Below are 22,947 nucleotides of genomic sequence, written 5' to 3'. Positions count from 1 at the left end.
GGGAGCGGAAAAACGAGCGCGCCCAGAGGGCGCCTCCCGTAACACCTGGATCACCAGATTCGTTACGTTTCAGAGGCGCCCTTGGGCGCGCGCGATTAACAGCAATTGCTTGAAACTTTATCAGTGCACGTCTTTCCAGTATTCGCGCTTGAGCAAGTAAGCGAATACGAAGAAGAACGCCAGGTACAGCAATACATAGGTACCAATGCGCTGATGCTCCAGCTTAACCGGGTTAGCCGAGTAAGCGAGGAAGGTTACCAGATTCTTGACCTTCTCATCGAACTGCTCTTCAGTCAGAGCACCGGTCTTCGGCACGATGGTCAACTGATCGCACGCTTCATGCGTCAGCGGCGTACCGGTCAGCGGATCATATTGCTTCTTACCGTCTTCGACGATCTGAACCTGCTTGCAACCGACAACCTGGCGACCTTGAAGCCCGACCAACACGTTAGGCATACCCACGTTCGGGAACACCTTGTTGTTCACGCCCCAAGGACGTGTCGGATCTTCGTAGAACGATTTCAGGTAGTTGTAGAGCCAGTCAGTGCCGCGAACACGAGCTACCAGGGTCAGGTCAGGCGGTGCAGCACCGAACCAGGCCTTGGCGTCTGCCGGCTGCATGCCGATGCTCATGTGGTCGCCAATCTTGGCGCCGGTGAACACCAGGTTCTTGAGCATCACATCGTGGGGAATCCCCAGATCGTCGGCAACGCGCTCATAGCGCTGGAACTTGGCACTGTGGCAACCCATGCAGTAGTTGGCGAACGTACGCGCGCCATCTTGCATTGCCGCTTTGTCAGAGACGTCGATATCGACCTTTTCAAGCTCTGGACCACCGTGCTCGGCCGCGAAGGACAAGACAGGCAAAGCAGCAAGAATCAGTACAGCAAATAGCTTTTTCATCAGCCAGTCACCCTTTCCGGAACCGGTTTGGTCTTCTCGAGCCTGGTATAGAACGGCATCAGGAGGAAGTAGGCGAAGTACAGGAAGGTGCATACCTGCGACAGCAGCGTACGACCTGGTGTAGGCGCCAACACACCCAGCACACCCAGGATCACGAACGAAATGCAGAACACCCAGAGCCAAATCTTGCTCATCCAGCCTTTGTAGCGCATGGATTTGACCGGACTACGGTCAAGCCAGGGCAGGACGAACAACACGGCAATCGCAGCACCCATGGCAATCACGCCCAGGAGCTTGTCTGGAACCGCACGCAAAATCGCGTAGAACGGGGTGAAGTACCAGACCGGAGCGATGTGCTCAGGGGTCTTGAAGGCGTTCGCTACTTCAAAGTTCGGCTTCTCAAGGAAGTAACCGCCCATTTCCGGGAAGAAGAACACGATCGAGCAGAAGATGAACAGGAACACCACTACGCCGACGATATCTTTCACGGTGTAGTACGGGTGGAAGGCGATGCCATCCAGCGGTACGCCGTTTTCGTCCTTGTACTTCTTGATGTCCACGCCGTCCGGGTTGTTGGAACCGACTTCGTGCAGTGCCAGGACGTGCAACACCACCAGGCCGAGAATCACGATCGGCAGGGCCACGACGTGCAAGGCGAAGAAGCGGTTCAGGGTGATGCCCGAAATCAGGTAGTCACCACGGATCCACTGGGTCAGGTCGTCACCGATGACCGGGATCGCACCGAACAGCGAAATGATCACCTGGGCGCCCCAGTAGGACATCTGGCCCCACGGCAGCAGGTAGCCCATGAAGGCCTCTGCCATCAGCGCCAGGTAGATCAGCATGCCGAACACCCACACCAGCTCACGCGGCTTCTGGTACGAACCGTAGAGCAGGCCACGGAACATGTGCAGATAGACCACGATGAAGAACGCCGAAGCGCCAGTGGAGTGCAGCAGGCGCAGGATCGAGCCGTACTCGACGTCGCGCATGATGTATTCGACGGAGGCAAACGCCTCTTCTGCCGAGGGGGTGTAGCTCATGGTCAGCCAGACACCGGTAACGATCTGGTTAACCAGAACCAGCAGTGCCAGCGAGCCAAAGAAATAGAAGAAGTTGAAGTTCTTCGGGGCGTAATACTTGCTGAGATGGTCTTCCCACATTTTGGTCGCGGGAAAACGCGCATCAACCCAATCCATGAACTTGCTCATCACGCTTTCTCCGTATCGACGCCGATGATAATGATCTCATCGGTCTCATAGGAATGCGGGGGAACTGGCAGGTTCAAAGGCGCAGGTTGCGACTTGTAGACGCGGCCAGCCAGGTCGTAGTGGGAGCCATGGCAAGGGCAGAAATAGCCACCCACCCATTTCGGACCAAGATCCACTGGCGCCACTTCTGGACGGAAGGTTGGCGAGCACCCCAGGTGGGTGCAGATACCGATCAGCAGCAGAATTTCTGGCTTGATCGACCGCGTCTCCGGATTGACATAGGCCGGTTGCACCGAATTCTTGGAGTCCGGATCGGAGAGTTGGTCTTCGATCTTTTTCAGGTTGCCCAGAATCTCCTCGGTTCGACGAACGATAAACACCGGCTGACCGCGCCACTCAGCAATCAATTGCTGACCCGGCTCGATTTTGCTGACATTCACTTTCACCGGTGCACCGGCGGCTTTCGCCTTGGCACTAGGGAACCACGACCCCACGAACGGGACCGCAGCCCCCACCGCTCCTGCAGCACCCACCACGGATGTGGCTGCTACCAAGAAGCGACGCCGGCCTGTATTCACGCCGTCATTGCTCATCCAGTCCTCTCCCATCAGCTTTGTGGCCTGTTAAATCAGGCATCTACTAAGTAAAAATCTGAACTTATAAAAATTTTGCCGAATGGTAATGAAAAGCCCCAATTCTGACAAGGTAATTACCACCTGGGCAAACCGCCAAGCCTTGTAGTATAGGGCCCCTGCGGATGTGGCAAGTTGTCACACCAAAAAACTTCACCCATAAAAAACGCCCAGCTCCGCGAGGAGACTGGGCGTTTTGAACGCGAAAGCGAATTAACGCTTCGAGTACTGCGGACGCTTACGCGCTTTACGCAGACCGACTTTCTTACGTTCAACTTCACGGGCATCGCGAGTTACGAAGCCAGCTTTGCGCAGAGCGCCACGCAGGGTTTCGTCGTACTGCATCAGTGCGCGAGTGATACCGTGGCGGATTGCGCCAGCTTGACCACTTACACCACCACCGATCACGGTGACGTAGATGTCGAACTTCTCGACAGTCTCAGTCAATTCCAGCGGCTGGCGAACTACCATGCGGGCAGTTTCGCGACCGAAGAAATTTTCCAGGGTGCGGTTGTTGATGGAGATGTTACCGGTACCCGGACGCAGGAAAACGCGTGCGGTTGCGGTCTTGCGACGGCCAGTGCCGTAATTTTGAGTCGCCGACATAATGAACTATTCCGTTAAAACTTCAGTTCTTGGGGCTGCTGAGCAGTATGAGGGTGAGCAGCGCCCGCATAGACTTTCAGCTTACGGTACATGTCGCGACCCAGCGGGTTTTTAGGCAGCATGCCTTTAACCGCGGTCTCGATCACGCGCTCAGGGGCCTTGGCGATCAGCTTTTCAAAGTTGATCGACTTGATGCCGCCCGGGAAACCGGAGTGGGAGTAGTACATTTTGTCAGTGGTTTTAGCACCAGTAACACGTACTTGCTCAGCATTGATCACGACGATGTAGTCGCCAGTGTCAACGTGCGGAGTGTACTCAGGCTTGTGCTTGCCACGCAGACGGCTCGCGATTTCGGTGGCCAGACGACCCAGGGTCTGACCAGCAGCATCGACGACGAACCAGTCGTGCTTTACTGTTTCCGGTTTAGCAGTAAAAGTTTTCATTCTTTATAGCCTCAGGGGCCGCCTTGTAAATTAGACGGCGGATCTTACTGAATAGTGCGTACTTTGACAAGTCAAAGGCAGCCGGGTACAGACGCTATCGGGGGCTCGGGTCGGCGCGTCCGTTCAACGGCAAGATTCTTCGGCGGCGGCGCATCACTTCCACTGCAGAAAGAGGTGCGCAATTATGCAGATTGCGAAAAATATATCAACCTGCTTTTATGATTGTTTTGCCCAAGGAGCACCCGATGGACTATCGCCAACTAGGCCGCACCCAACTGAATGTGAGTGCCATCTGCCTCGGAACCATGACCTGGGGTGAGCAAAACAGCGAAGCTGAAGCCTTCGCGCAGATCGAGCGGGCTAAAAGCGCCGGGATCAATTTCATCGACACCGCCGAAATGTACCCGGTGCCACCCAAGGCAGAAACCTACGCCAGCACCGAACGCTACATCGGCAATTACTTCAAGACTCGTGGCGACCGCGCCGACTGGATCCTGGCCAGCAAGATCGCCGGCCCAGGCAACACCATCAACTATATTCGCGACGGCCACCTCAAGCACAACCGCGAACACATCGTGCAAGCCCTGGATGCCAGCCTCAAGCGCTTGCAGACCGACTACATCGACCTGTACCAACTGCACTGGCCGGAGCGCAGCACCAATTTCTTCGGGCAACTGGGCTACAAGCACACCAGCGAGGTCAACCTGACCCCGCTGGAAGACACGCTCGAAGCCCTGGACGAACAGGTCAAGGCTGGCAAGATTCGCCACATCGGCCTGTCCAATGAAACCCCGTGGGGCACCATGCGCTTCCTGGCCCTGGCCGAAGCCCGAGGCTGGCCGCGCGCAGTATCGATCCAAAACCCCTACAACCTGCTGAACCGCAGCTTCGAGATCGGCCTGGCGGAAGTCGCCATTCGCGAACAATGCGGCCTGCTCGCCTACTCGCCGCTGGCGTTCGGGTTCCTCTCGGGCAAGTACGAGGGCGGCGCGCGCCCGGCAAAAGGCCGCTTGAGCCTCTACAGCCGCTTCAGCCGCTATTTCAACCCACAGTCGGAAGCCGCCTGCAGCCGCTACGTGGCACTCGCCCGTGAGCACGGCCTGGACCCGGCACAGATGGCGCTGGCCTTTGTCACCCAACAACCGTTCGTCACCAGCAACATCATTGGCGCAACGACACTGGAGCAACTGGACAGCAACATCGCCAGCTTCGACCTGACGCTCTCGGACGAAGTCCTGGCGGGGATCGAGGCGATCCACAAGGACCACCCGAACCCGGCGCCTTGATCGCTCGCTAGCCCCCCATCGCGAGCAGGCTCGCTCCCACAGAAGATCTGCGTCGATGCACATCAGTGCGATCGACACAGGTCCTATCTCTGTGGGAGCGAGCCTGCTCGCGAAAACGGTCTGGAGCAATCACCGCCGACTCAAAGCGAGCGCGCAATGATCTCCTTCATGATTTCGTTGGTCCCGGCATAAATCCGCTGCACCCGCGCATCTGCCCAGGCCCTGGCCACCGGGTACTCCCACATGAAGCCGTAACCGCCGTGCAACTGCACGCACTCGTCGAGCACCTTGCATTGCAGGTCGGTGCCCCAGTACTTGGCCATCGCCGCCGTCGGCACGTCCAGTTTGCCTTGCAGGTGCAGTTCCAGGCAGCGATCGACAAAGACGCGGCCGATCTGAATCTCGGTGGCCATTTCCGCCAGCTTGAAACGCGTGTTCTGGAAGTCGGCAATCGACTTGCCAAACGCCTTGCGCTCACGGGTGTAGTCCAGCGTCCACTGCAACGCCGCTTCGGCCGAAGCCAGGCCACCGATGGCGACCGTCAGGCGCTCCTGCGGCAATTCCTGCATCAGGTAGGCAAAGCCCATCCCCGCCTGCCCCAGCAGATTTTCCTTGGGCACCCGCACGTCCTGAAAGAACAGCTCGGAGGTGTCCTGCGCCTTCATGCCCACTTTCTCCAGGCGCTTGCCCTTGTCGAAACCGGGGGTATTGGCCTCCACCAAGAATAGACTGGTTCCCTTGGCGCCAGCCTTGGGATCGGTCTTGGCCACGACAATCACCAGATCGGCGAGAAAGCCGTTGGTGATGAAGGTTTTCGAGCCGTTGATCACGTATTCATCGCCGTCCAGCACGGCAGTGGTCTTCACCCCTTGCAGGTCAGAGCCCGCCCCCGGCTCAGTCATGGCAATGGCGGTGACCATTTCACCGGACACCAGCCTGGGCAGGTACTTGTGCTTCAAGGCCTCACTGCCGTAATGCAGGATGTAGGGCGCCACGATGTCCGAGTGCAAAGAAAAGCCGATACCGGTCAGGCCCAGCCGCCCAACCTCTTCGATCACCACCGTACTGTAGAGAAAATCAGCACCGAAACCACCGTACTCTTCCGGCAGATGAGAGCAGAGCATCCCCGCCTCCCCCGCCTTGTTCCAGAGCGTGCGGTCGATGTAACCCTGCTTTTCCCACTGAGCATGAAACGGTACGGCTTCCTTTTCGAGGAAGGTTCGTACGGTGTCGCGAAACAATTCGTGCTCGGAGCTAAACAAGGTTCTGGGGATCATCGGGGCACCTGTCGTTATTGTGAGTTGGATACGAATCCCAGAGCCTAAGCCCCCAGCCTGGAACGGGACACTGGACACATCAGCCAAAAAATAAGACGATCCAGCCGCTTGGTGACCACTTTCTCCTATAAGAATAAATTGAATTATGTCTATCCAACTCACAACGCCCCTGCGGCGCGTCAGTATCCTGGCTATCGACCGGGTTTTTGCGTACACCCTCATGCAGGCCAAGGACTTTTTCCACCTGGCCAGCCTGCGCTATGGCAAACAACAGGGCCAAGGCCTGACGCCCGGCTTTGAAACCCGCGTGGTCAGCCCCGACGGCAAGCCCGTCAATAGTTTCAGCGATGTGCTCATGCCGGTCGATGGCGGCCTGGAAAACACCGACATCATCATCCTTCCCGCCTTCTGGGACGACTTCCAGACCCTCTGCCAGCGTTATCCACAGGTGCTGCCATGGTTGCGCGAGCAACACGCTCGCGGTGCGGTACTGTGCGGCGAGGCCACCGGGGTGTTTTGGCTGGCCGAAGCCGGGTTGCTCGATGGCAAGGAGGCCACCACCTACTGGCGCTTCTTCAATGCCTTCGAAGAACGCTTCCCCAACGTCCAGCTCAACAAAGACAAGCACCTGACCGACGCCGACAACCTGTATTGCGCCGGCGGCACCACCTCGGCTTGCGACTTGTACATCTATTTGATCGAGCGCTTCTGCGGGGCCAACGTGTCCCAGGCCGTGGCCCGTGACATCTTGTATGAAGTACAGCGCAGCTATTCGCCAGGGCGCATCGGTTTTGGTGGGCAGAAGCTGCACCAGGACGTGATCATCCTGCAGATCCAGCACTGGCTCGAAGAGCACTTCGCCGACAAGTTCCGCTTCGAAGATGTCGCCCGCGAGCACGGCATGAGCATTCGCAACTTCATGCGCCGCTTCCAGACCGCCACCGGCGACAAACCGTTGCACTACCTGCAGCGCCTGCGCATCGAGACGGCCAAGGGCTTGCTGTCCGGCAGCCGCAAGAGCATCAAGACCATCAGCTACGAAGTCGGCTACGACGATGCGAGCTTCTTCGCACGCCTGTTCCGCCAGCACACCGAACTGTCACCGAACCAGTATCGGCAGCAGTTCCAGCAGGCGGCCTAAGGCAAGGTGTACACAGGACAAATGTGGGCTTGCCCGCGAAGGCGATGTGTCAGCCTGCACATCTGTGACTGATGTACGGCGTTCGCGAGCAAGCCCGCTCCCACCCTGGTCCACGGTGAACACCCATCCCGTGTCAGGCCCGGATTCCTTGTAGGAGCGAGGCTTGCCCGCGAAGACGGTAAACCTGACGACATTGATGTTGGATGGACTGGCCGGTTCGCGGGCAAGCCTCGCTCCTACGGGCTCAACCCAGATTCCTGCTCGCGATGGCGGTGACGAGCGGCATGGCTAAGACAGTTGCTCCCACATTTGATCTCTGGCGTTAAACAGACTGCAAAAAAAGGCCTGCATCGCTGCAGGCCTTTTTTCATTTCAAGCACAGCACTTACGGCTTGTGCGCCCGCGACAGGAACTCGTGGGACTGCATTTCCAGCAAGCGGCTCAAGGTGCGCTGGAACTCGAAGTTCAGGCGACCGCCGGTGTAGAGGTCCTTGAGTTCGACCTCGGCCGAGATGATCAGCTTGACGTTACGGTCGTAGAATTCGTCGACCATATTGATGAACCGTCGAGCGATGTCATCGGTGGTGACGCTCATCTGCTCTACGCCACTGAGCAATACGGCGTGGAAGATCTTGCCGAGCTCAATGTAGTCGTTCTGGCTGCGCGGGCCGTCACACAACTCTCGGAAGTCGAACCAGGCCACGTCGTCGCAGGTACGCAGCGCGCGGATCTCGCGGTTCTCGATCATCAGCACGTCGTTTTCGATCGCCTGGGTGCATTCCGGCGTCAGGGCGCGGAAGCTTTTACGCAGGCTTTCGTGGGACGCTTCGTTGAGCGGGAAGTGGAACAACTCCGCCTGCTCCAGGTGACGCAGACGGTAGTCGACGCCACTGTCGACGTTGACGATGTCAGTGTGTTGCTTGATCAGCGCAATGGCCGGCAAGAACCGCGCACGCTGCAGGCCGTCCTTGTACAGGCCGTCCGGCACGATGTTGGACGTCGCCACCAGGGTCACGCCATTCTTGAACAGTTCTTCCATCAGGGTGCCGAGGATCATCGCGTCGGTGATGTCGGACACGAAGAACTCATCGAAACAAATGACCCGCGCTTCATCGGAGAAACGCTTGGCAATGATGGTCAGCGGGTTCTTCTCGCCCCCCAGGGTCTTCATCTCTTCGTGCACACGCTTCATGAAGCGGTGGAAGTGAGTACGGGACTTTTCCTTGAACGGCAGCGCCTCATAGAAGGTGTCGACCAGGTAAGTCTTGCCGCGACCTACCCCGCCCCAGAAGTACAGGCCCTTGACCGGCACCTGGTCCTTCTTGCCAAACAGCTTGCCGAACAGCCCCGGCTTGTTCTGCGAGGCCGCAACCAGGTCATCGTACAGACGCTGCAAATGACGCACGGCAGTTTCCTGGGCGGCGTCATGGAAGAAATCCGGACGTTTGAGATCAGCTTGATATCGTTCTAGGGGCATCATAATTCGTTAGCAAGGCAACAAAAACGGGCCGTCACTGTAGCGACGGCCCTGAAGAATGGCAATCGGCCCTTGGTCGGGCCACGCCGTGGATTATTCCTGGATCGGTGTCAGAGCGACCCGCAGGGCCTCGATGGCAAGGTCCCGCGCCGCACTGTCGGCGAACGCCGGGCTGTCGCCGACACATGCGCCCTCCAGCCATACGCTGAAGCTCAGGCCGTCGCTGCGCACGTCCAGCGGTTCGCCCGCTTGCAGTTGCTTGGTCACTTGACCGGCCGCCTTGCCGTCCGCGAAGTTGCGCGACAGCAGCAATTGCTCACCATCCGCCGCCAGCAGGCGGAAGCGGAAGCTGCCGTCCTCCTCGCGGAAGCTGACAAAGCGTGCGGCCTTCGCGGCTTTCTTCTTGGTGCTGGCAGCGACCTGGACCTGATTGACGAAGGAGCGCAGGCCAACCGCCTCACGCAACTCGCTGAGGAAAGGGGTCGCCACGGCACGGGCTTTTTTCGCGCCCGCCTGCAGGATGTCTTCCAGGTCCGACGGACGCTCGATCAGTTGGTAGTAACGCTCGCGGGACTCGCCCAGTTCGCTGTCGAGCAGTTGGAACAGACGGTTCTTCGCCTCGCCCCAGCCCAGGCCCTGCAACAGTTCGCTGCGGAACTCGTCGGCCTGCGCCGGAGTGGCGAACGCCTGGAACAAGGTGAACAGGTGCGAGTTGTCCGGGTCCTTGGCTTCGCCAGGGGCGCGGGAGTCGGTGACGATCCGCGAGATCGCGTCCTTCATTTCCTTGGCGCTGGAGAACAACGGGATAGTGTTGTCGTAGCTCTTGGACATCTTGCGGCCATCGAGGCCCGGCAAGGTGGCAACGCTTTCTTCGATCAGCGCCTCGGGCATGGTGAAGAACTCTTTGCCCTGGCCGAACAGATGGTTGAAGCGCTGACCGATGTCGCGGGCCATTTCCACGTGCTGGATCTGATCGCGACCGACCGGCACCTTGTGTGCGTTGAACATCAGGATGTCCGCCGCCATCAGTACCGGGTAGCTGTACAAGCCCATGGTGATGCCGGCATCCGGGTCTTCGCCGGTTTCCAGGTTCTTGTCCACCGAGGCCTTGTAGGCATGGGCGCGATTGAGCAGGCCCTTGGCCGCGACGCAGGTCAGCAACCAGGTCAGCTCGGGAATTTCCGGGATGTCGGACTGACGATAAAAGGTCACGCGGTCCACATCCAGGCCACCGGCCAGCCAGGTCGCGGCGATTTCCAGGCGCGAGCGCTGGATGCGCAGCGGGTCATCGCACTTGATCAGGGCGTGATAGTCGGCCAGGAAGTAGAACGAATCGGCATTGCTGTCACGGCTGGCCAGGATCGCCGGGCGAATGGCGCCCGCGTAGTTGCCCAGGTGCGGGGTGCCAGTGGTGGTAATGCCGGTGAGGATGCGCGTACGAGTCGTCATGGGTAATCGCTTATCTGACTGCAATCAATTCGAAAGGCGCGGCAGGATCAGATCCTTGAGATCGGTCAGCTTGCCGTGAAAAAAGTGTCCGCATTCTGCCACTTTCAGCAGCTCATGGGGACGTTCGAGCGCATCGGACCAATCGTAGACGCATTGCGGGTCGATAACTTCATCGGTTTCTGGCTGGATCAGTGTCAGTGCACAGTGCTGAGGCAACGGATCCTGATCCCCCAGGCGCATCACCGCCGGCGCCACCATGAACAGCCGGGCCACGGTTTCGCCTTGGGCTTCCAGGCGTCCGCCCAGGCTGGCCGCCACGAAGCCGCCGAAGGAAAAGCCAAACAGGGTCAGTGGCAGTTCGGGGTGCCGGGCGCGCAACCATAGGGCTGCCGCCAGGGCATCATCCACCTCGCCCGAGCCCATGTCATGGCTACCGGCACTGGCGCCGACGCCGCGGTAATTGAATCGTAATGTGATCAGGCCGGCGTCGCGCGCGGTGCGCTGCAAGGTCGACACGACTTTATTGAGCATGGTGCCACCCTGCACCGGGTTCGGATGGCAGATCAGCGCCAGGCCGCGGGGCTGGTCGTTGTCCAGGTAGAGGGCCTCAAGTTGGCCGACGGGGCCATCAATCACGACAGGGGTTTCACGCATTAGCAAGGAAGGAACTCCGTGACCTCGAATCGGGTCAACTCGTCTAGCAAATTGTCTGTGCCAATCTATTGCGAGTGAATCGCGGTATACAGCGCAGGTTCGAGCCGTTAACGTAAAGCAAAGCCGTTTATAGAGGAAGGACTCGTGGAACACTCGCTCTTAGTTTGGTTGTTGCCGACTCTTGCCCTGGTTGCCGGTGTCGCCATTGGATTCCTGGTCGCTCGCCTACTGCCCAACGCCGTGCCTAACAGCACACAGCGTCAGCTGGATGACATTCAGGAACGTTTTGACAGCTATCAAAATGAAGTGGTGACTCACTTCAACAGCACCGCGACCCTGGTAAAGAAGCTCACCCAGAGCTACCAGGAAGTACAGGATCACCTCGCCGAGGGCGCCAATCGCCTGGCCCTGGACGAACAGACTCGCCAACGCCTGCTGGCCGCTCTGCATGCCGATGCCGCACAAGCACCACGCGAACGCCTGACGCCACCGCGCGATCAGGAACCACCACGCGACTACGCACCCAAGTCGCCCAATGCGCCGGGTATGCTCGATGAGCACTACGGCCTGAAGAAGTAATCAGCCGGCATTAAAAAGCCCGCCCGATCTGATGATCGGGCGGGCTTTTTTACACCTGGGGTTCAATCAGGCGCTTAGGGGTACTGCTGGACCGTACCGGGTTGCTGGCCCTGTGGCTGGCCATACTGCTGACCAGGAATAGGCTTGAGGTTAACCTCGACACGACGGTTCTGCGCACGGCCATTCACGTCGGCGTTGCTGGCAATCGGGTTATCCGGACCGGCACCACGGGCGCTCAGGTTGGCACCGCTCACGCCCTGGGATGTCAGGTAAGCAGCCACGCTCTGGGCGCGACGCTGGGACAGGTCCATGTTGTGGGCCCGGCTGCCGGTGCTGTCGGTGTAACCAACGATTTCAATCTGGTTCTGGCTGAACTCCCGAAGCGAACCTGCCAGGTTATTCAACGGCTGGTAGAAACTTGGAGCGATGTTCGCCGAATCGGTAGCGAAGGTGATGTTACCCGGCATGATCAGCTTGATCTGGTCACCCTGGCGCTGCACCTCAACCCCGGTATTGGCCATGCTGGCCCGCAGTTTCTTCTCCTGCTGGTCCGCGTAATAGCCGTAACCGGCACCCGCCAGGCCCGCCAATGCGCCGCCGACCATGGCACCTTTGCCACGATTATCGTGGTTGATCAGCGCGCCCGCTGCAGCACCGGCCAGTGCGCCCAGGCCGCCGTACTTGGCGGTGTTGCTCACACCACCGCTGCTGGCCTGGCCCTGGTTGTCATACGGGTTGGGGGACGCACAACCGGACAACATGGCCACGGCAGTAGCGACAAGAATCAAATGACGCGAAGTGAACATGGAGACGCTCCTACTCTTACATTCTGTGGTGCAACGGACGTTGGCAAAAATAGACCCCTGCGGGCGTTGGATCACGGCGACCGGTAAAAATTCCATCGCCGCACCAACCGCCGCAGCGCTAGGCTCGCACAAAGGGATTCTCACGCATTTCATCACCCAGCCGGGTGTCCGGACCATGTCCGGTTATGACCGTTGCCTCTTCATCGAGGGTGTACAGACGCTGCTTGATCGAGCGCACGATGGTCGCCTGGTCGCCACCCCACAAGTCGGTGCGCCCTACCCCGCGACGAAACAACGTGTCACCGGCAATCAACAGCTTAGCCTCTGCAAACCAAAAGCTCATGGAGCCCGGTGTGTGACCCGGCGTATGCAACGCCACACCACAACCGCAGGCCAGTTCTTCATCATCGGCCAACCAACGATCCGGCGACGGCACCGGCGTGTACGGCACACCGAACATTTGGCACTGCATCTCCAGGTTGTCCCAGAGAAACTGATCGTCTTTGTGCAGGTGCAACGTGGCGCCGGTCTTCTCTTTCAACTGGCCCGAAGCCAGGAAGTGATCCAGGTGCGCATGCGTATGAATGATACTGACCACCTTCAGGCCCAAGGCATCGAGGCGCGCCAGGATCAACTCATGATTACCCCCTGGATCGACGACGATGGCTTTTTTGGTCAGCGGATCGCCGATGATCGTGCAGTTGCACTGCAACGGGCCGACGGGGAAGGTTTCGCGGATCAGCGCGGGATGGGCAGCGTCCATGGGCATTCCTGGAAAAGTGGATGGCCTATTCTGGCACAGCCTGCCCGACCCGCCGATGTCCACGGCGTGACAAAACCGTCATCCCGCCGGCCTTTAGGGCTCGATTGCCAAAGCGACTCAGAGTCAGAAGTCCAGTTGCAGGGTCTCTTTGCCTTCCAGCCCCAATAGAAACTGCTTGGCCTCAAGCCCACCGGCAAACCCGGTCAGGCTCCCCGACGCACCGATCACTCGATGGCAGGGTGTGACAATCGAGATCGGGTTCCTGCCGTTGGCCGCGCCCACTGCCCGCACCGCCGTGGGCCTGCCGATCTGCTGGGCGATCTGGCTGTAGCTGCGGGTCTCGCCGAAGGGGATGGTCAGCAGCGCCTGCCAGACGGCTTGCTGGAAGTCGGTGCCGGCAAAGTCCAATTCGAGTTCAAAACAGTCACGCTCGCCCGCGAAGTACTGCTTGAGTTGACGCTCGGTTTCCATCAGCACCGGGTGCTGGGGGGCTTGTTGCATGGGTCCGATGCGCACTCGATTGAGCTTCTCGTTCTCCCAGAGAATCGCGCACAGCTTGTGGCCCTTGGCGATCAGGGTCAGCGTGCCGACCGGGGACGGCATTAATTTGAATACGCATGACATGGGAAGACTCCTTGATCCGGCGCCGATGACGGCCGTTCATTTGTCAGAGGACGTATTCAGGGTAATTCGGCGTTCAAACGCAAGAACTACGTTTCTTGCGGTTGAACTGGATCAAGATTTGTCCAAACACCGTAGCGCCTTCAACGCTGCTCGCGAAGGCGCCCGTCAAAACGCGACAAGGTCAAAGCCGACCGTACTCCTGCGCCGTGCGATCCAGCGCCCGCAAGGTCTTGGCCACCAACTCATCCACTTCTTCACGGCTGGCAATCAACGCCGGGGCCATGATCATTCGGCCCAGGGTGGAACGAATGATCACCCCTTCCTCGAAACCCAGCGTGCGGCAGCGCCAGGCGATATCGTTCTCGTTGGCAAAGCGCTTGCGGCTGGTTTTGTCCTCCGCCAGTTGCAGCGCCGCAACCATGCCCACCCCCTGGATATCGCCCACCAGCGGGTGATTGCCGAACACCTCGCGCAGACAGCTTTGCAGGTACGGTCCGATGTCGTCCTTGACCCGGGTGACCACCCCTTCATCGCGCAGCGCCTTGAGGTTGGCAATCGCCACCGCCGCCGCCACCGGGTGCCCGGAATAGGTCAGGCCGTGGGCAAACACCCCGCCCTGCTCCACCAGGACCTGAGCCATTTTCTGGCTGAGGATCAGCCCGCCCATGGGGATGTAGCCCGAGGTCAGGCCCTTGGCGATGGACAGCGTGTCGGGCTCGAAGCCGAAGTGCTCGTGGGCGAACCATTCGCCCGTGCGGCCGAAGCCACCGATCACTTCGTCAGCACACAACAGCACATCGTATTGGCGGCAGATGCGCTGGATTTCCGGCCAGTAGCTTTCTGGCGGGAAGATCATCCCGCCGGCGCCCTGGAACGGCTCGGCGATGAAGCCGGCGACCTTGTCGGCGCCCAGCTCAAGAATTTTCGCTTCCAACTGCAGCGCCGCCCGCAAGCCGAATTCGGCCGGGGTGAGGTTGCCTTCATGAGCGAAGAAGTAAGGCTCGTCGATGTGTTCGATGTCCGGGATCATACCGCCCATTTCATGCATGAACTTCATGCCACCCAGCGCCGTGGCGGCCAGGGTCGAGCCGTGGTAACCGTTCCAGCGGCCGATCATCACCTTCTTCTCGGGCTTGCCCAGCACCTGCCAGTAGCGGCGAACGGTGCGGATCAGCACTTCGTTGGCCTCGGAGCCGGAGTTGGTGTAGATCGCGTGGCTGTAGTGCCCCGGCAGCAGGCTGAACAGCAGCTCGGACAGCTCGATCACCTGCGGGTGGGTGGTGTGGAAAAATAGGTTGTAGTACGGCAACTGCTCCAGCTGTTGCGCGGCGGCGGTGGCCAGGTCCTTGCGCCCGTAACCCAGGTTGGTGCACCACAGCCCGGACATCCCGTCCAGGTAGCGTCGCCCGTCGTTGTCCCACAGGTGCAGGCGATCGCCCCGGACCATCACCCGCGGCCCTTCTTCGTTGAGGGCTTTTTGATCGACGAATGCATGGATGTGGTGCGCAGCATCGGCGGCCTGGTAGTCGCGGCTGTCACGTGGGGTGGTCATCGCCTGCTCTCCGTTATTGTCATCACTTGGGGCGTTTCTGTGCAGTGGATAGTGGATCAGGCCGCGGCAGGGGAAAAATAGTAAATATGTGGTCGCAAGCGATGAAAAACCTCGCCTGCCACGTTCCCCTCAAGCGCGTCGGGCGGTTATTGTTCGGGCATAACAAAACCGTCGCCTGTGCGGATACAGGTGGCGCGCCAATTGCTTGGGTCCTGGCCGTCGAGAACGACACCTGACTCATCCACCCCCGAGGTTTGCGTGGCTGCCTACAACCTGCGTCAACTGAAATACTTCATCACCACCGTCGAATGCGGCAGCGTCGCCGAGGCGTCGCGCAAGCTGTACATCGCCCAACCGTCGATTTCCACGGCGATCAAGGGCCTGGAAGACAGTTTTGGCGTGCAACTGTTGATCCGTCATCACGCCCAGGGCGTGTCCCTCACCCCCAGCGGCGCGCGGTTTTACCGCAAGGCCCAGGAACTGCTGCGCATGGCCAAGGAATTCGAACAGAACGCCCTGGCCGATAACGACGTGGTGTCCGGGCAAATCGACATTGGCTGCTTTGAAACCGTTGCCCCCCTGTACCTGCCGCAACTGATGGCCGGGTTCTCGGCCCTGTACCCCGGGGTGGAGATCCGCATTCGCGATGGCGAGCAGCAAGAGTTGGTGCAGGGCCTGACGTCGGGCGCCTTTGACCTGGTGATCCTCTACGAACACGACCTGGATGCCACCATCGAAACCGAACCACTGATGCCCCAACAACGCCCCTACGCGCTGCTCCCCACCCATCACCGCTTCGCCCAGCAGGCCCAGGTGTCGCTGCGCGACCTATGCCTGGAGCCGATGATTCTGCTGGACGTACAGCCGAGCCGAACCTACTTCGTCAGCCTGTTCGAGGAGCTGGGACTGACGCCACGCATCGCCTTCAGTTCGCCGTCGATCGAGATGGTGCGCGGCATGGTCGGGCAAGGCTTCGGCTTTTCGATCCTGGTGACCCGGCCACACTCGGAATGCACCTACGACGGGCAGAAAGTGGCCTGCGTGGAGATTGTCGAAGACGTCACCGGCTCGGGACTGGTGGCGGCCAGGCTCAAGCGCGGGCAATTGACCAAGCCAGCGCAGTTGTTTGTCGACTATTGCCGTGAGCAGTTGACGGCCAAGGCTCGCAAGTCCGAATAATTGCCCCGGCCTTTACGCCAGCAACCCCAGTTCCTTGGCCCGGGCCACGGCCTGGGTACGACGCTCGACACCGAGCTTGCTGTTGATGTGACTGGCGTGGGTCTTGACCGTGTGCAGGGAGATGAACAGCTGATCGCTGATTTCCTGGTTCGAACACCCTAGGGCAATCAGTTGCAGCACCGCCTGTTCGCGGGCGCTGAGCGTTTCGCCGTGATGCTGGGGCTCCGTTTCGCGCATGGCCGCCCGAGGCAGGCGTTCGCTCAGGCTCTCGCGCAAGGCGCCCGGCGGGCAGTGCGCCAGTTGCTCGCGCAGCCAATCGGCACGTTCGCGCAGCAACCATTCAAACGGCTGCAGGGCGCCACCGAGGGCCGCCTCGAACGCTTGCTGCAACGCCCGCTGCGCCTCGGGTTCGCGGCCGAGCCCCAGCAGTAGCGCGACCTTCTGACTCAACACCAGCACGCACAGCATCTGTCGCCCGGATTCCTGGCCATGTTCCAGCAGAGTATTGAGCCGACCTTCGGCCAGCAGCGGTTGGCCTTGAATGACCTCCAACTGCGCTTGTTGCAGCTCGATGTGCAACGGCATCTGCGGTTGGAATTCGGGGGGCGCGGCGGCGTGTTCGCCGTTGTAGGTCTGGCCAAGCCGGGCCAGCCAGGCTTCGGCCAGGTCGGTACGGCCCTGGGCCAGCCACAGTTCGCATTTGACCAACGTAATCATCGCCAGGTAGTAGATCGGCGGGACGTCCCAGATGTGCATCAACCGTTCGGCCTCGGCCAGTTCGGCAAAGGCCTTGGCGAACTCGCCGATGTCACCTTCCAGCTTGGCGATGACGCAATGGCCGATCAGCACACTGATGTCGCGACAGGCCCGGGCCTCGCTCAACCCGGCATACAGGCACACCCGCGCGGCTTCAGGTTGCAGGCGCAAGGTCAGCAGGAACCCTTCATACAGGGTCAGCCGTGCGCGTATCGCATACAGCCGCTGGGGGGACAGCCCCTGCAATCGCTGCTGACCTTGGTGCACTTCATCCAGCGAGCGGAGAATCTCGCCCCGCGCCGCCAGCACCCGCGCCCGGTCGTAATGGGCCAGCGCCTCGAACAGCGGATTGCCGACCCGTTGCGCCAGCTCCAGTGATTCACGGTTCAAGCCCCGGGCACGCCACAGGTCGGCATCGGCAATCGCCAGGTTGGACAAGGTCGACAGGCACATCAAGCGTTGGCCGTAGCGTTTGTGCGGCAGGCTCTCCAGCGCTTCGCTGCAGTAGCGCAGTGTCAACGCATGCTGGCCACGGCCACGGGCGATAATCCCGCTCAACGCCAGCCACTGCGCGAGCATGGACTTTTGTGCGGTGGCCGACGGTGCGGGTAGAAAACGGCTCAGGTGGTTGGCCAAGTCTTCAGCCGCATCCAACTGGCACGCCAGGCCCAGGGCCCAGCTGTACAGCACGATCAACCGCGGCGTGCTGATCAGCAGGCTGTCGGGCAAGTCCATCTTCCAGCGCAGCAACATGCCGACGTTCTGCTCAGCCAGCAGTTGCTCTTCGGACAGGTTCTGCACCAGGTTTGCCGCGACATCCAGGTGCCCGGCACGCAAGGCTTGCTCTACGGCTTCGTCGAGCAGGCCCTGGGCGTTGAACCAGCGACAGGCCCGCAGGTGCAAGGAGGCAGTGGGCACCATGGCGTTGGCCGGGGGGCGGCTGCGCAGCAGGTCGGAAAACAGGTGATGGTAGCGATACCAGTGGCCATGCTCATCCAGCGGCACCAGGAACACTTGGTGGGACGACAGGAAGCGCAGGATATCGCCGCTGTCGTGGGCTTCGCGCACCGCATCGCACAGTTCGCTGCAAAAGCGCTCTTGCGGGGCGGTGTCGTAGAGGAACGACTGCACCTCGGCGGGCAGGCAGTCGATGACTTCTTCGAGCAGGTAATCGCGGATCAAGCCCTCGCCACCGTGCAACGGCGGCGGCAGCGCCCCTCCATGGCCAGCCTCGGAAGCGGCCAGCAACCAGAAGCGCAACCCCGCCACCCAACCTTCGCTGCGCTCGATCAGGTTTTCCAGGGCCTCGCCACGCAATGAACTGCTGTGCCGGTCGAGCAGGGCCAGGGATTCGTCATAGGTCAGGCGCAGGTCCTGCTCGTGCAACTCAAGCAGTTGCTGGGACAGGCGCAAGCGCGCCAGGTGCCAGTCCGGGCGCTGACGGCTGGTGACCAGCACCAACAGGCCTTCGGGCAGGTGATTGAGGAAAAACTGCAGGCAACGATCCAGCACCGGGCCCTGGGCCAGGTGGTAGTCATCCAGCACCAGCAGCAGTGGCGTGCTCGGTGACAGGTGGACTGCCAGTTCATCCAGCAAACCGTCCAACCATTCCTCGAAAGCAAACGGTTGATGACGCTGGCGCATTTTCAACAGGCCCAGGGCCTGGCTGCCCAGCGGCGCAAAATAGTGTTGCAGGCCTTCGAGCAACCGCTCCAGAAAGCGTCCCGGATCATTGTCGCGAGGACTGAGCCCCAACCACAGGCTCTGCCAGTGCGCCGGCAAGCTCTGGCAGAACTCCACCGCCAGCGAGCTTTTACCGAAACCGGCCGGTGCGCTGACCAACAGCAGTCGTCCCTGCAACCCAGCACTCAGCCGTTCGCACAGACGAGGTCGATGGACATGACCGTCGGGTAAGGGTGGACGATAAAAGCGCCCTTCCAGCAGCGGCATCGCAGTGCTGGAAGGGTCCTGAATCCGGAGCAGGTCAGTCATAGCCAACTCTTATTGAAGTGCTGTTGTCGGCATTGCAGATGACCGCAGACTAGCGGTAAACAGAATGGGATTGAAGGCAATTGCTACAAATGGCTACAAAAAGTCTACGAAACGAGGGGGCATCGCCGTAGCGTGGATTCCTGACGGACTGCTTCGCGAGCAGGCTCGCTCCCACAAGGGGGGTGAAGGTGGAGGCAGAATCTGTGTTCACTCAAGACCTGTGTGGAAGCGAGCCTGCTCGCGAAGAGGCCATCACCGCACCCATAGACATCAAGGCCGGACAATAAAAAACGCCCCGAACCAGTCGGGGCGTTTCCTGAGGGTGCAGCCTCGTTACAGGGTATTAGCGGACACCGTCCTGACGCAGTGCTGCCGGGGTGAAGTCGCTGGTGGTGGCGGTGAAGCCGAAGTCATACGCCTGCTTCTCTTCGTTCTTCATGCCCAGTGCCAGGTAGCGGCCCGATTGCAGGTCGTACAGCACTTCCAGGGCATACCACGGCACTTGCTTGTCGTAGTAGTCCTCGGAATGCGCCTCGGCGACGCGCCACAGTTGGTCGCGACCGTCGTAGTGGTCGATGACCGCGGCTTGCCAAGTGTCTTCGTCGATGTAGAAGTCACGCTTGGCGTAGATATGACGCTGGCCCGGCTTCAACGTGGCGACCACGTGCCACACACGGCGCAACTCGTAGCGGGTCAGGTCCTGGTTGATGTGACCGGCCTTGATGATGTCGGAGTACTTGAGCGTCGGCGAGTCGATCTTGTAGCTGTCGGAGGCGATGTACATCTCCTTCTTGCCTTCGAGCTTCCAGTCGTAGCGATCCGGTGCACCGTTGAACATGTCCAGGTTGTCGGAGGTACGCAGGCCATCGGCAGCCGTACCCGGTCCGTCATAGGACACTTGCGGCGCACGACGCACCCGACGCTGGCCGGCGTTGTAGACCCACGCCGAACGTGGTTCCTTGACCTGATCGAGGGTCTCGTGCACCAGCAGCACACCACCGGCCAGACGCGCCGGTGCAGTCACCTTCTGCTTGAAGTAGAACAGGATGTTGCCCGGGTTTTTCGGGTCGTAGTCCTTCATTTTGTCGCGGAACACGAACTGATCCTGGAAGTACACCAGGCTGTACGAGCCGTTGGCTTGCGGCGTGGCCTGGGTCACCAGGCGGGTCACGCTGCCACCACGATAGCGGGTGATGTGGTTCCAGATCACCTCAACCCCGCTTTTCGGAATCGGGAACGGCACCGCCGTGTCGAAGTTCTCCAGGCCGTTGCCGCCGGACACCAGGTTGGTCGTCGTGGCGTTTTTCTTGATGGCCGCGAACACTTCATCCGGCACGGTGGCGCCGCGATGGGAGGTGTAGACCGGCATTTTGAAGGTGTCCGGATAGCGCTTGAACATCGCCACCTGGCCCGGCGCCAGGTTGTCCTTGTACTTGTCGACGTTCTGCGCGGTGATGGTGAACAGCGGTTGTTCACTGGCGAACGGGTTGGACAGGAAGCCCCTGCTGTCGACGGTGCCGGCATTTTTCGGCATGGGCTTCCACGCCGGGATCGTGCCCGCGGCGTTACCCGCCATTTCGGCGCCCATCGGCGTCAGGCTCTTGCCCAGTTTGTCGGCTTCGGCAGCAGGGACTGCGGCCATGACACTCGTGGCCAATAGCGACAACCCCAGAACACCGGCTTGGAACAGACTCTTTGTTGTTTTCATATGTGTGTTCGTCCTGAAAAGCAATGCTTAGAAGTTCACGCCAACGCTGAGGGCAACGAAGTCACGGTCATCCACGGTGGAGTAGTCGCCACCGAAGAAGTTGGTGTACGCCAGGCTCGCGGTGTAGGTGTTCTGGTACTCGGCATCCAAGCCCAGGCTGATGGCCTTGCGACCTTCCTCGAAGTTGCCGCCCGGGCCAGGGGAGTAACCTTTGACGTCATGGGACCAGGCCACGTTCGGCTTGAGGTTCACCCCGGCGAATGCGTCGTTGTAATCCCAGATGGCACGACCGCGATAACCCCATGAGGATGAGGTGGTGAAGCCATCGTTATTGCAGTTGCTGCTCAGGTTGCTGTCCGAGGCGCCTGGACCCGCACCGGCGATGGTCTTGCCGTTCAGGAACTCGCAGGAGCCATTAGGCAGCTCACCCGGTCCGAACACCGGATCGCGGCCATAACGGGCCTTGGACTTGCTTTCCAGGCCGCCGACATAGGTCATGCCGATTTCACCCACCAGGGTCAAGCGGCTCGCGCCCATGACCTGGTCGAAGAAGTGGGTAAAGGTGGTCTGGATCTGGGTGATTTCCTTGCGGCGATAGCCATCCAGGTCCTCACCTGGGCCTGCGCTGAGCACCGAGGCGTCCTTCAAGTCACCGCCCAGGGGACGAACGCCGGCGAACAGGATGTCAGTGGAATTCAGTTGTACCGGCGCATTCGGCCGGTAGCTGATCTCGCCTTGCCACGCCGTGCCGGTAGGCAGGCTGGTGGAGAAGCTCAGGCCGTAGAGGCGAATGTCTTCCGGGTAGTCGATGAAGTAGCTGGAGTTACCGGCCACAATCAGCGGAGCAAGGGCGGAAAACGGCCCTTGCAGGGCGCCAGCGGAGTTGTAGACCGACTGCGGTGCGCCGGTGGCGCTGAAGATCGGCGCGCGGCTGTGGTAGTTCATGAAGTAGGCACCGAACTCGGTGTCCAGCGGTGCAAACATGTACTTCAAGGACGCGCCCCACTGACCGTTGTCCCGGGCGTTGCGGTTCGGTGAACGCGCCACCAGGACGCCTTCCTCGTTGATGTCGACCCCATTGTTCTCCAACAACGGCAAGATGACGGTTGGCAGTGGGATCGTCGAGCGCTTGTTCAGTACGCGCAGGTTGTCGTCGCAACCGGTGGTGACGATGTCCGGCTGGGAGAAGAACGTGCCGCAGTTATCGGTGACGGTTTTTTTCCAGCCGATCTGGTAGAAGCCCTCGGCCGAGAGGTTCTCGGTGATGCTCTGGGACAGGTAGAACATGTTGACCGGGATCAGGCCTTCCTTGATCTCGGCCCCCGGACGGCGGAATGCGGACACGTCGATCGGGTTGATCGCGTTGATGCCGCCGCCGATGAAGGTACTTTCACCCCAACTGATCACCTGTTTGCCCAAGCGCACCGTGCCCGGCTCATCGGCAATGGAGTAGTTGTGATAGACGAACGCATCGAGGAACTCGCCACCGGAAGAGCGGGCCGATTGATCGCGGTGGTCGTTGCTGACGTTCTTGAATTCCAGGTCCTGGTTTTGCAGCGCGAAGTCGTACCAGTATTTGCCCCGTACGAAGACGCCGGTGTCGCCATACTTCAACTCAAGGTCATGGATGCCCTTGAAGATCTTCGAGAAGGCTTGGCCGCTCTTGAAGTTCGCATGGCCGTCATCGGAGGTCTGGGACAAGCCCTTGCCGCCGTTGTTGACACCAATCAGGTCCTTGTTCGGCTGTTGGGTCGACACACTCATGCCCAGTGAGAGGGTCGAGTCGAACTGACCTTCAATTTCACCAACGTTGAAACTGACGCCGAATGCAGGCCCGGCGAGCGTAGAGGCAAGACTGACCGCCAGAGGCAGTTTCGCCCGGCGCCAGAACTGGTTTACTGATGTCATC

At 60.1% G+C, this 22,947-nt stretch carries 20 protein-coding genes; 4 read left to right on the top strand and 16 right to left on the bottom strand.

Annotated features, from left to right (window positions below):
- Positions 1–120: 120 nt before the first annotated feature.
- The 5 genes from BMW74_RS18590 to rplM form a co-directional block, all read right to left on the bottom strand.
- Positions 121–903 (bottom strand): cytochrome c1, encoded by a 783-nt coding sequence (locus BMW74_RS18590; RefSeq protein WP_093424845.1) that lies wholly within the window; start codon positions 901–903, stop codon positions 121–123.
- Positions 903–2,114 carry a cytochrome b gene (locus BMW74_RS18585; RefSeq protein WP_093424843.1) on the bottom strand — a complete coding sequence of 404 codons (1,212 nt, stop codon included), beginning with the start codon at positions 2,112–2,114 and terminating at the stop codon, positions 903–905. Before BMW74_RS18585 ends, BMW74_RS18590 begins: the two co-directional genes overlap by 1 nt.
- Positions 2,114–2,707 (bottom strand): ubiquinol-cytochrome c reductase iron-sulfur subunit, encoded by a 594-nt coding sequence (gene petA, locus BMW74_RS18580; protein ID WP_093424840.1) that lies wholly within the window; start codon positions 2,705–2,707, stop codon positions 2,114–2,116. The genes BMW74_RS18585 and petA overlap by 1 nt, the downstream gene beginning before the upstream one ends.
- Before the next feature lie 252 nt (positions 2,708–2,959).
- On the bottom strand, positions 2,960–3,352 hold the full coding sequence (rpsI, locus tag BMW74_RS18575; protein ID WP_003216038.1) for a 30S ribosomal protein S9: 393 nt from the start codon (positions 3,350–3,352) through the stop codon (positions 2,960–2,962).
- 14 nt (positions 3,353–3,366) lie between these two features.
- The gene (gene rplM, locus BMW74_RS18570; RefSeq protein WP_093424838.1) at positions 3,367–3,795 is read right to left on the bottom strand and encodes a 50S ribosomal protein L13; all 429 of its coding nucleotides are present in this window, start codon (positions 3,793–3,795) and stop codon (positions 3,367–3,369) included.
- A gap of 245 nt (positions 3,796–4,040) precedes the next feature.
- On the opposite strand from rplM, the gene BMW74_RS18565 reads away from it, so the two are divergent.
- A complete protein-coding gene (locus BMW74_RS18565; protein ID WP_093424836.1) occupies positions 4,041–5,081 on the top strand; it encodes an NADP(H)-dependent aldo-keto reductase in 1,041 nt (346 codons plus the stop codon).
- 140 nt (positions 5,082–5,221) lie between these two features.
- Here BMW74_RS18565 and BMW74_RS18560 read toward each other — a convergent pair whose 3' ends face one another.
- Entirely contained in the window at positions 5,222–6,358 is a 1,137-nt protein-coding gene (locus tag BMW74_RS18560) for an acyl-CoA dehydrogenase family protein (RefSeq protein WP_093424834.1), read from the bottom strand.
- A 244-nt stretch (positions 6,359–6,602) separates the two neighbouring features.
- On the opposite strand from BMW74_RS18560, the gene BMW74_RS18555 reads away from it, so the two are divergent.
- A complete protein-coding gene (locus tag BMW74_RS18555; protein ID WP_175479261.1) occupies positions 6,603–7,499 on the top strand; it encodes a GlxA family transcriptional regulator in 897 nt (298 codons plus the stop codon).
- A gap of 385 nt (positions 7,500–7,884) precedes the next feature.
- On the opposite strand, the gene zapE is transcribed toward BMW74_RS18555, so the two are convergent.
- The 3 genes from zapE to BMW74_RS18540 form a co-directional block, all read right to left on the bottom strand.
- The gene (zapE, locus tag BMW74_RS18550) at positions 7,885–8,979 is read right to left on the bottom strand and encodes a cell division protein ZapE (protein ID WP_093424826.1); all 1,095 of its coding nucleotides are present in this window, start codon (positions 8,977–8,979) and stop codon (positions 7,885–7,887) included.
- A gap of 90 nt (positions 8,980–9,069) precedes the next feature.
- Positions 9,070–10,425 (bottom strand): tryptophan--tRNA ligase, encoded by a 1,356-nt coding sequence (locus BMW74_RS18545; protein ID WP_093424823.1) that lies wholly within the window; start codon positions 10,423–10,425, stop codon positions 9,070–9,072.
- Between the two features lie 24 nt (positions 10,426–10,449).
- Entirely contained in the window at positions 10,450–11,079 is a 630-nt protein-coding gene (locus tag BMW74_RS18540; protein ID WP_093424820.1) for an alpha/beta hydrolase, read from the bottom strand.
- A 144-nt stretch (positions 11,080–11,223) separates the two neighbouring features.
- On the opposite strand from BMW74_RS18540, the gene BMW74_RS18535 reads away from it, so the two are divergent.
- A complete protein-coding gene (locus tag BMW74_RS18535; protein WP_093424817.1) occupies positions 11,224–11,658 on the top strand; it encodes a Z-ring associated ZapG family protein in 435 nt (144 codons plus the stop codon).
- A 74-nt stretch (positions 11,659–11,732) separates the two neighbouring features.
- Here BMW74_RS18535 and BMW74_RS18530 read toward each other — a convergent pair whose 3' ends face one another.
- The 4 genes from BMW74_RS18530 to BMW74_RS18515 all read right to left on the bottom strand — a co-directional run bounded on the left by BMW74_RS18530 (position 11,733) and on the right by BMW74_RS18515 (position 15,403).
- Positions 11,733–12,464, bottom strand: a complete 732-nt coding sequence (locus tag BMW74_RS18530; RefSeq protein WP_093424815.1) for a YiaD family glycine zipper/OmpA-like lipoprotein — start codon at positions 12,462–12,464, stop codon at positions 11,733–11,735.
- A 118-nt stretch (positions 12,465–12,582) separates the two neighbouring features.
- Positions 12,583–13,227: an MBL fold metallo-hydrolase gene (locus BMW74_RS18525; protein ID WP_093424812.1), complete on the bottom strand. Its 645-nt coding sequence runs from the start codon at positions 13,225–13,227 to the stop codon at positions 12,583–12,585.
- 123 nt (positions 13,228–13,350) lie between these two features.
- On the bottom strand, positions 13,351–13,851 hold the full coding sequence (locus BMW74_RS18520) for a methylated-DNA--[protein]-cysteine S-methyltransferase (RefSeq protein WP_093424809.1): 501 nt from the start codon (positions 13,849–13,851) through the stop codon (positions 13,351–13,353).
- Positions 13,852–14,032: 181 nt separating this feature from the next.
- Positions 14,033–15,403: an aspartate aminotransferase family protein gene (locus tag BMW74_RS18515; protein WP_093424806.1), complete on the bottom strand. Its 1,371-nt coding sequence runs from the start codon at positions 15,401–15,403 to the stop codon at positions 14,033–14,035.
- Positions 15,404–15,661: 258 nt separating this feature from the next.
- Here BMW74_RS18515 and BMW74_RS18510 point away from each other — a divergent pair, with 258 nt between their 5' ends.
- Complete coding sequence (locus tag BMW74_RS18510; RefSeq protein ID WP_093424803.1) at positions 15,662–16,582, top strand: LysR family transcriptional regulator; 921 nt, start codon at positions 15,662–15,664, stop codon at positions 16,580–16,582.
- A 12-nt stretch (positions 16,583–16,594) separates the two neighbouring features.
- On the opposite strand, the gene BMW74_RS18505 is transcribed toward BMW74_RS18510, so the two are convergent.
- The 3 genes from BMW74_RS18505 to BMW74_RS18495 form a co-directional block, all read right to left on the bottom strand.
- Positions 16,595–19,330, bottom strand: a complete 2,736-nt coding sequence (locus tag BMW74_RS18505) for a winged helix-turn-helix domain-containing protein (RefSeq protein WP_093424800.1) — start codon at positions 19,328–19,330, stop codon at positions 16,595–16,597.
- Between the two features lie 343 nt (positions 19,331–19,673).
- Positions 19,674–21,038 carry a DUF1329 domain-containing protein gene (locus tag BMW74_RS18500; RefSeq protein ID WP_093424796.1) on the bottom strand — a complete coding sequence of 455 codons (1,365 nt, stop codon included), beginning with the start codon at positions 21,036–21,038 and terminating at the stop codon, positions 19,674–19,676.
- Positions 21,039–21,065: 27 nt separating this feature from the next.
- On the bottom strand, positions 21,066–22,946 hold the full coding sequence (locus BMW74_RS18495) for a DUF1302 domain-containing protein (protein ID WP_093424793.1): 1,881 nt from the start codon (positions 22,944–22,946) through the stop codon (positions 21,066–21,068).
- Position 22,947 lies beyond the last annotated feature (1 nt).

Source organism: Pseudomonas sp. ok272, from assembly GCF_900109995.1.
GTDB lineage: Bacteria > Pseudomonadota > Gammaproteobacteria > Pseudomonadales > Pseudomonadaceae > Aquipseudomonas.
The sequence above is the reverse complement of the archived record's forward strand: the minus strand, read 5'-3'. Positions and strand labels throughout refer to the sequence as shown.

Coding starts and splice junctions, on each gene's coding strand:
- BMW74_RS18590 (WP_093424845.1), bottom strand. CDS start 903: ATGAAAAAGCTATTTGCTGTACTGATTCTTGCTGCTTTGCCTGTCTTG.
- BMW74_RS18585 (WP_093424843.1), bottom strand. CDS start 2,114: ATGAGCAAGTTCATGGATTGGGTTGATGCGCGTTTTCCCGCGACCAAA.
- petA (WP_093424840.1), bottom strand. CDS start 2,707: ATGAGCAATGACGGCGTGAATACAGGCCGGCGTCGCTTCTTGGTAGCA.
- rpsI (WP_003216038.1), bottom strand. CDS start 3,352: ATGTCGGCGACTCAAAATTACGGCACTGGCCGTCGCAAGACCGCAACC.
- rplM (WP_093424838.1), bottom strand. CDS start 3,795: ATGAAAACTTTTACTGCTAAACCGGAAACAGTAAAGCACGACTGGTTC.
- BMW74_RS18565 (WP_093424836.1), top strand. CDS start 4,041: ATGGACTATCGCCAACTAGGCCGCACCCAACTGAATGTGAGTGCCATC.
- BMW74_RS18560 (WP_093424834.1), bottom strand. CDS start 6,358: ATGATCCCCAGAACCTTGTTTAGCTCCGAGCACGAATTGTTTCGCGAC.
- zapE (WP_093424826.1), bottom strand. CDS start 8,979: ATGATGCCCCTAGAACGATATCAAGCTGATCTCAAACGTCCGGATTTC.
- BMW74_RS18545 (WP_093424823.1), bottom strand. CDS start 10,425: ATGACGACTCGTACGCGCATCCTCACCGGCATTACCACCACTGGCACC.
- BMW74_RS18540 (WP_093424820.1), bottom strand. CDS start 11,079: ATGCGTGAAACCCCTGTCGTGATTGATGGCCCCGTCGGCCAACTTGAG.
- BMW74_RS18530 (WP_093424815.1), bottom strand. CDS start 12,464: ATGTTCACTTCGCGTCATTTGATTCTTGTCGCTACTGCCGTGGCCATG.
- BMW74_RS18525 (WP_093424812.1), bottom strand. CDS start 13,227: ATGGACGCTGCCCATCCCGCGCTGATCCGCGAAACCTTCCCCGTCGGC.
- BMW74_RS18520 (WP_093424809.1), bottom strand. CDS start 13,851: ATGTCATGCGTATTCAAATTAATGCCGTCCCCGGTCGGCACGCTGACC.
- BMW74_RS18515 (WP_093424806.1), bottom strand. CDS start 15,403: ATGACCACCCCACGTGACAGCCGCGACTACCAGGCCGCCGATGCTGCG.
- BMW74_RS18505 (WP_093424800.1), bottom strand. CDS start 19,330: ATGACTGACCTGCTCCGGATTCAGGACCCTTCCAGCACTGCGATGCCG.
- BMW74_RS18500 (WP_093424796.1), bottom strand. CDS start 21,038: ATGAAAACAACAAAGAGTCTGTTCCAAGCCGGTGTTCTGGGGTTGTCG.
- BMW74_RS18495 (WP_093424793.1), bottom strand. CDS start 22,946: ATGACATCAGTAAACCAGTTCTGGCGCCGGGCGAAACTGCCTCTGGCG.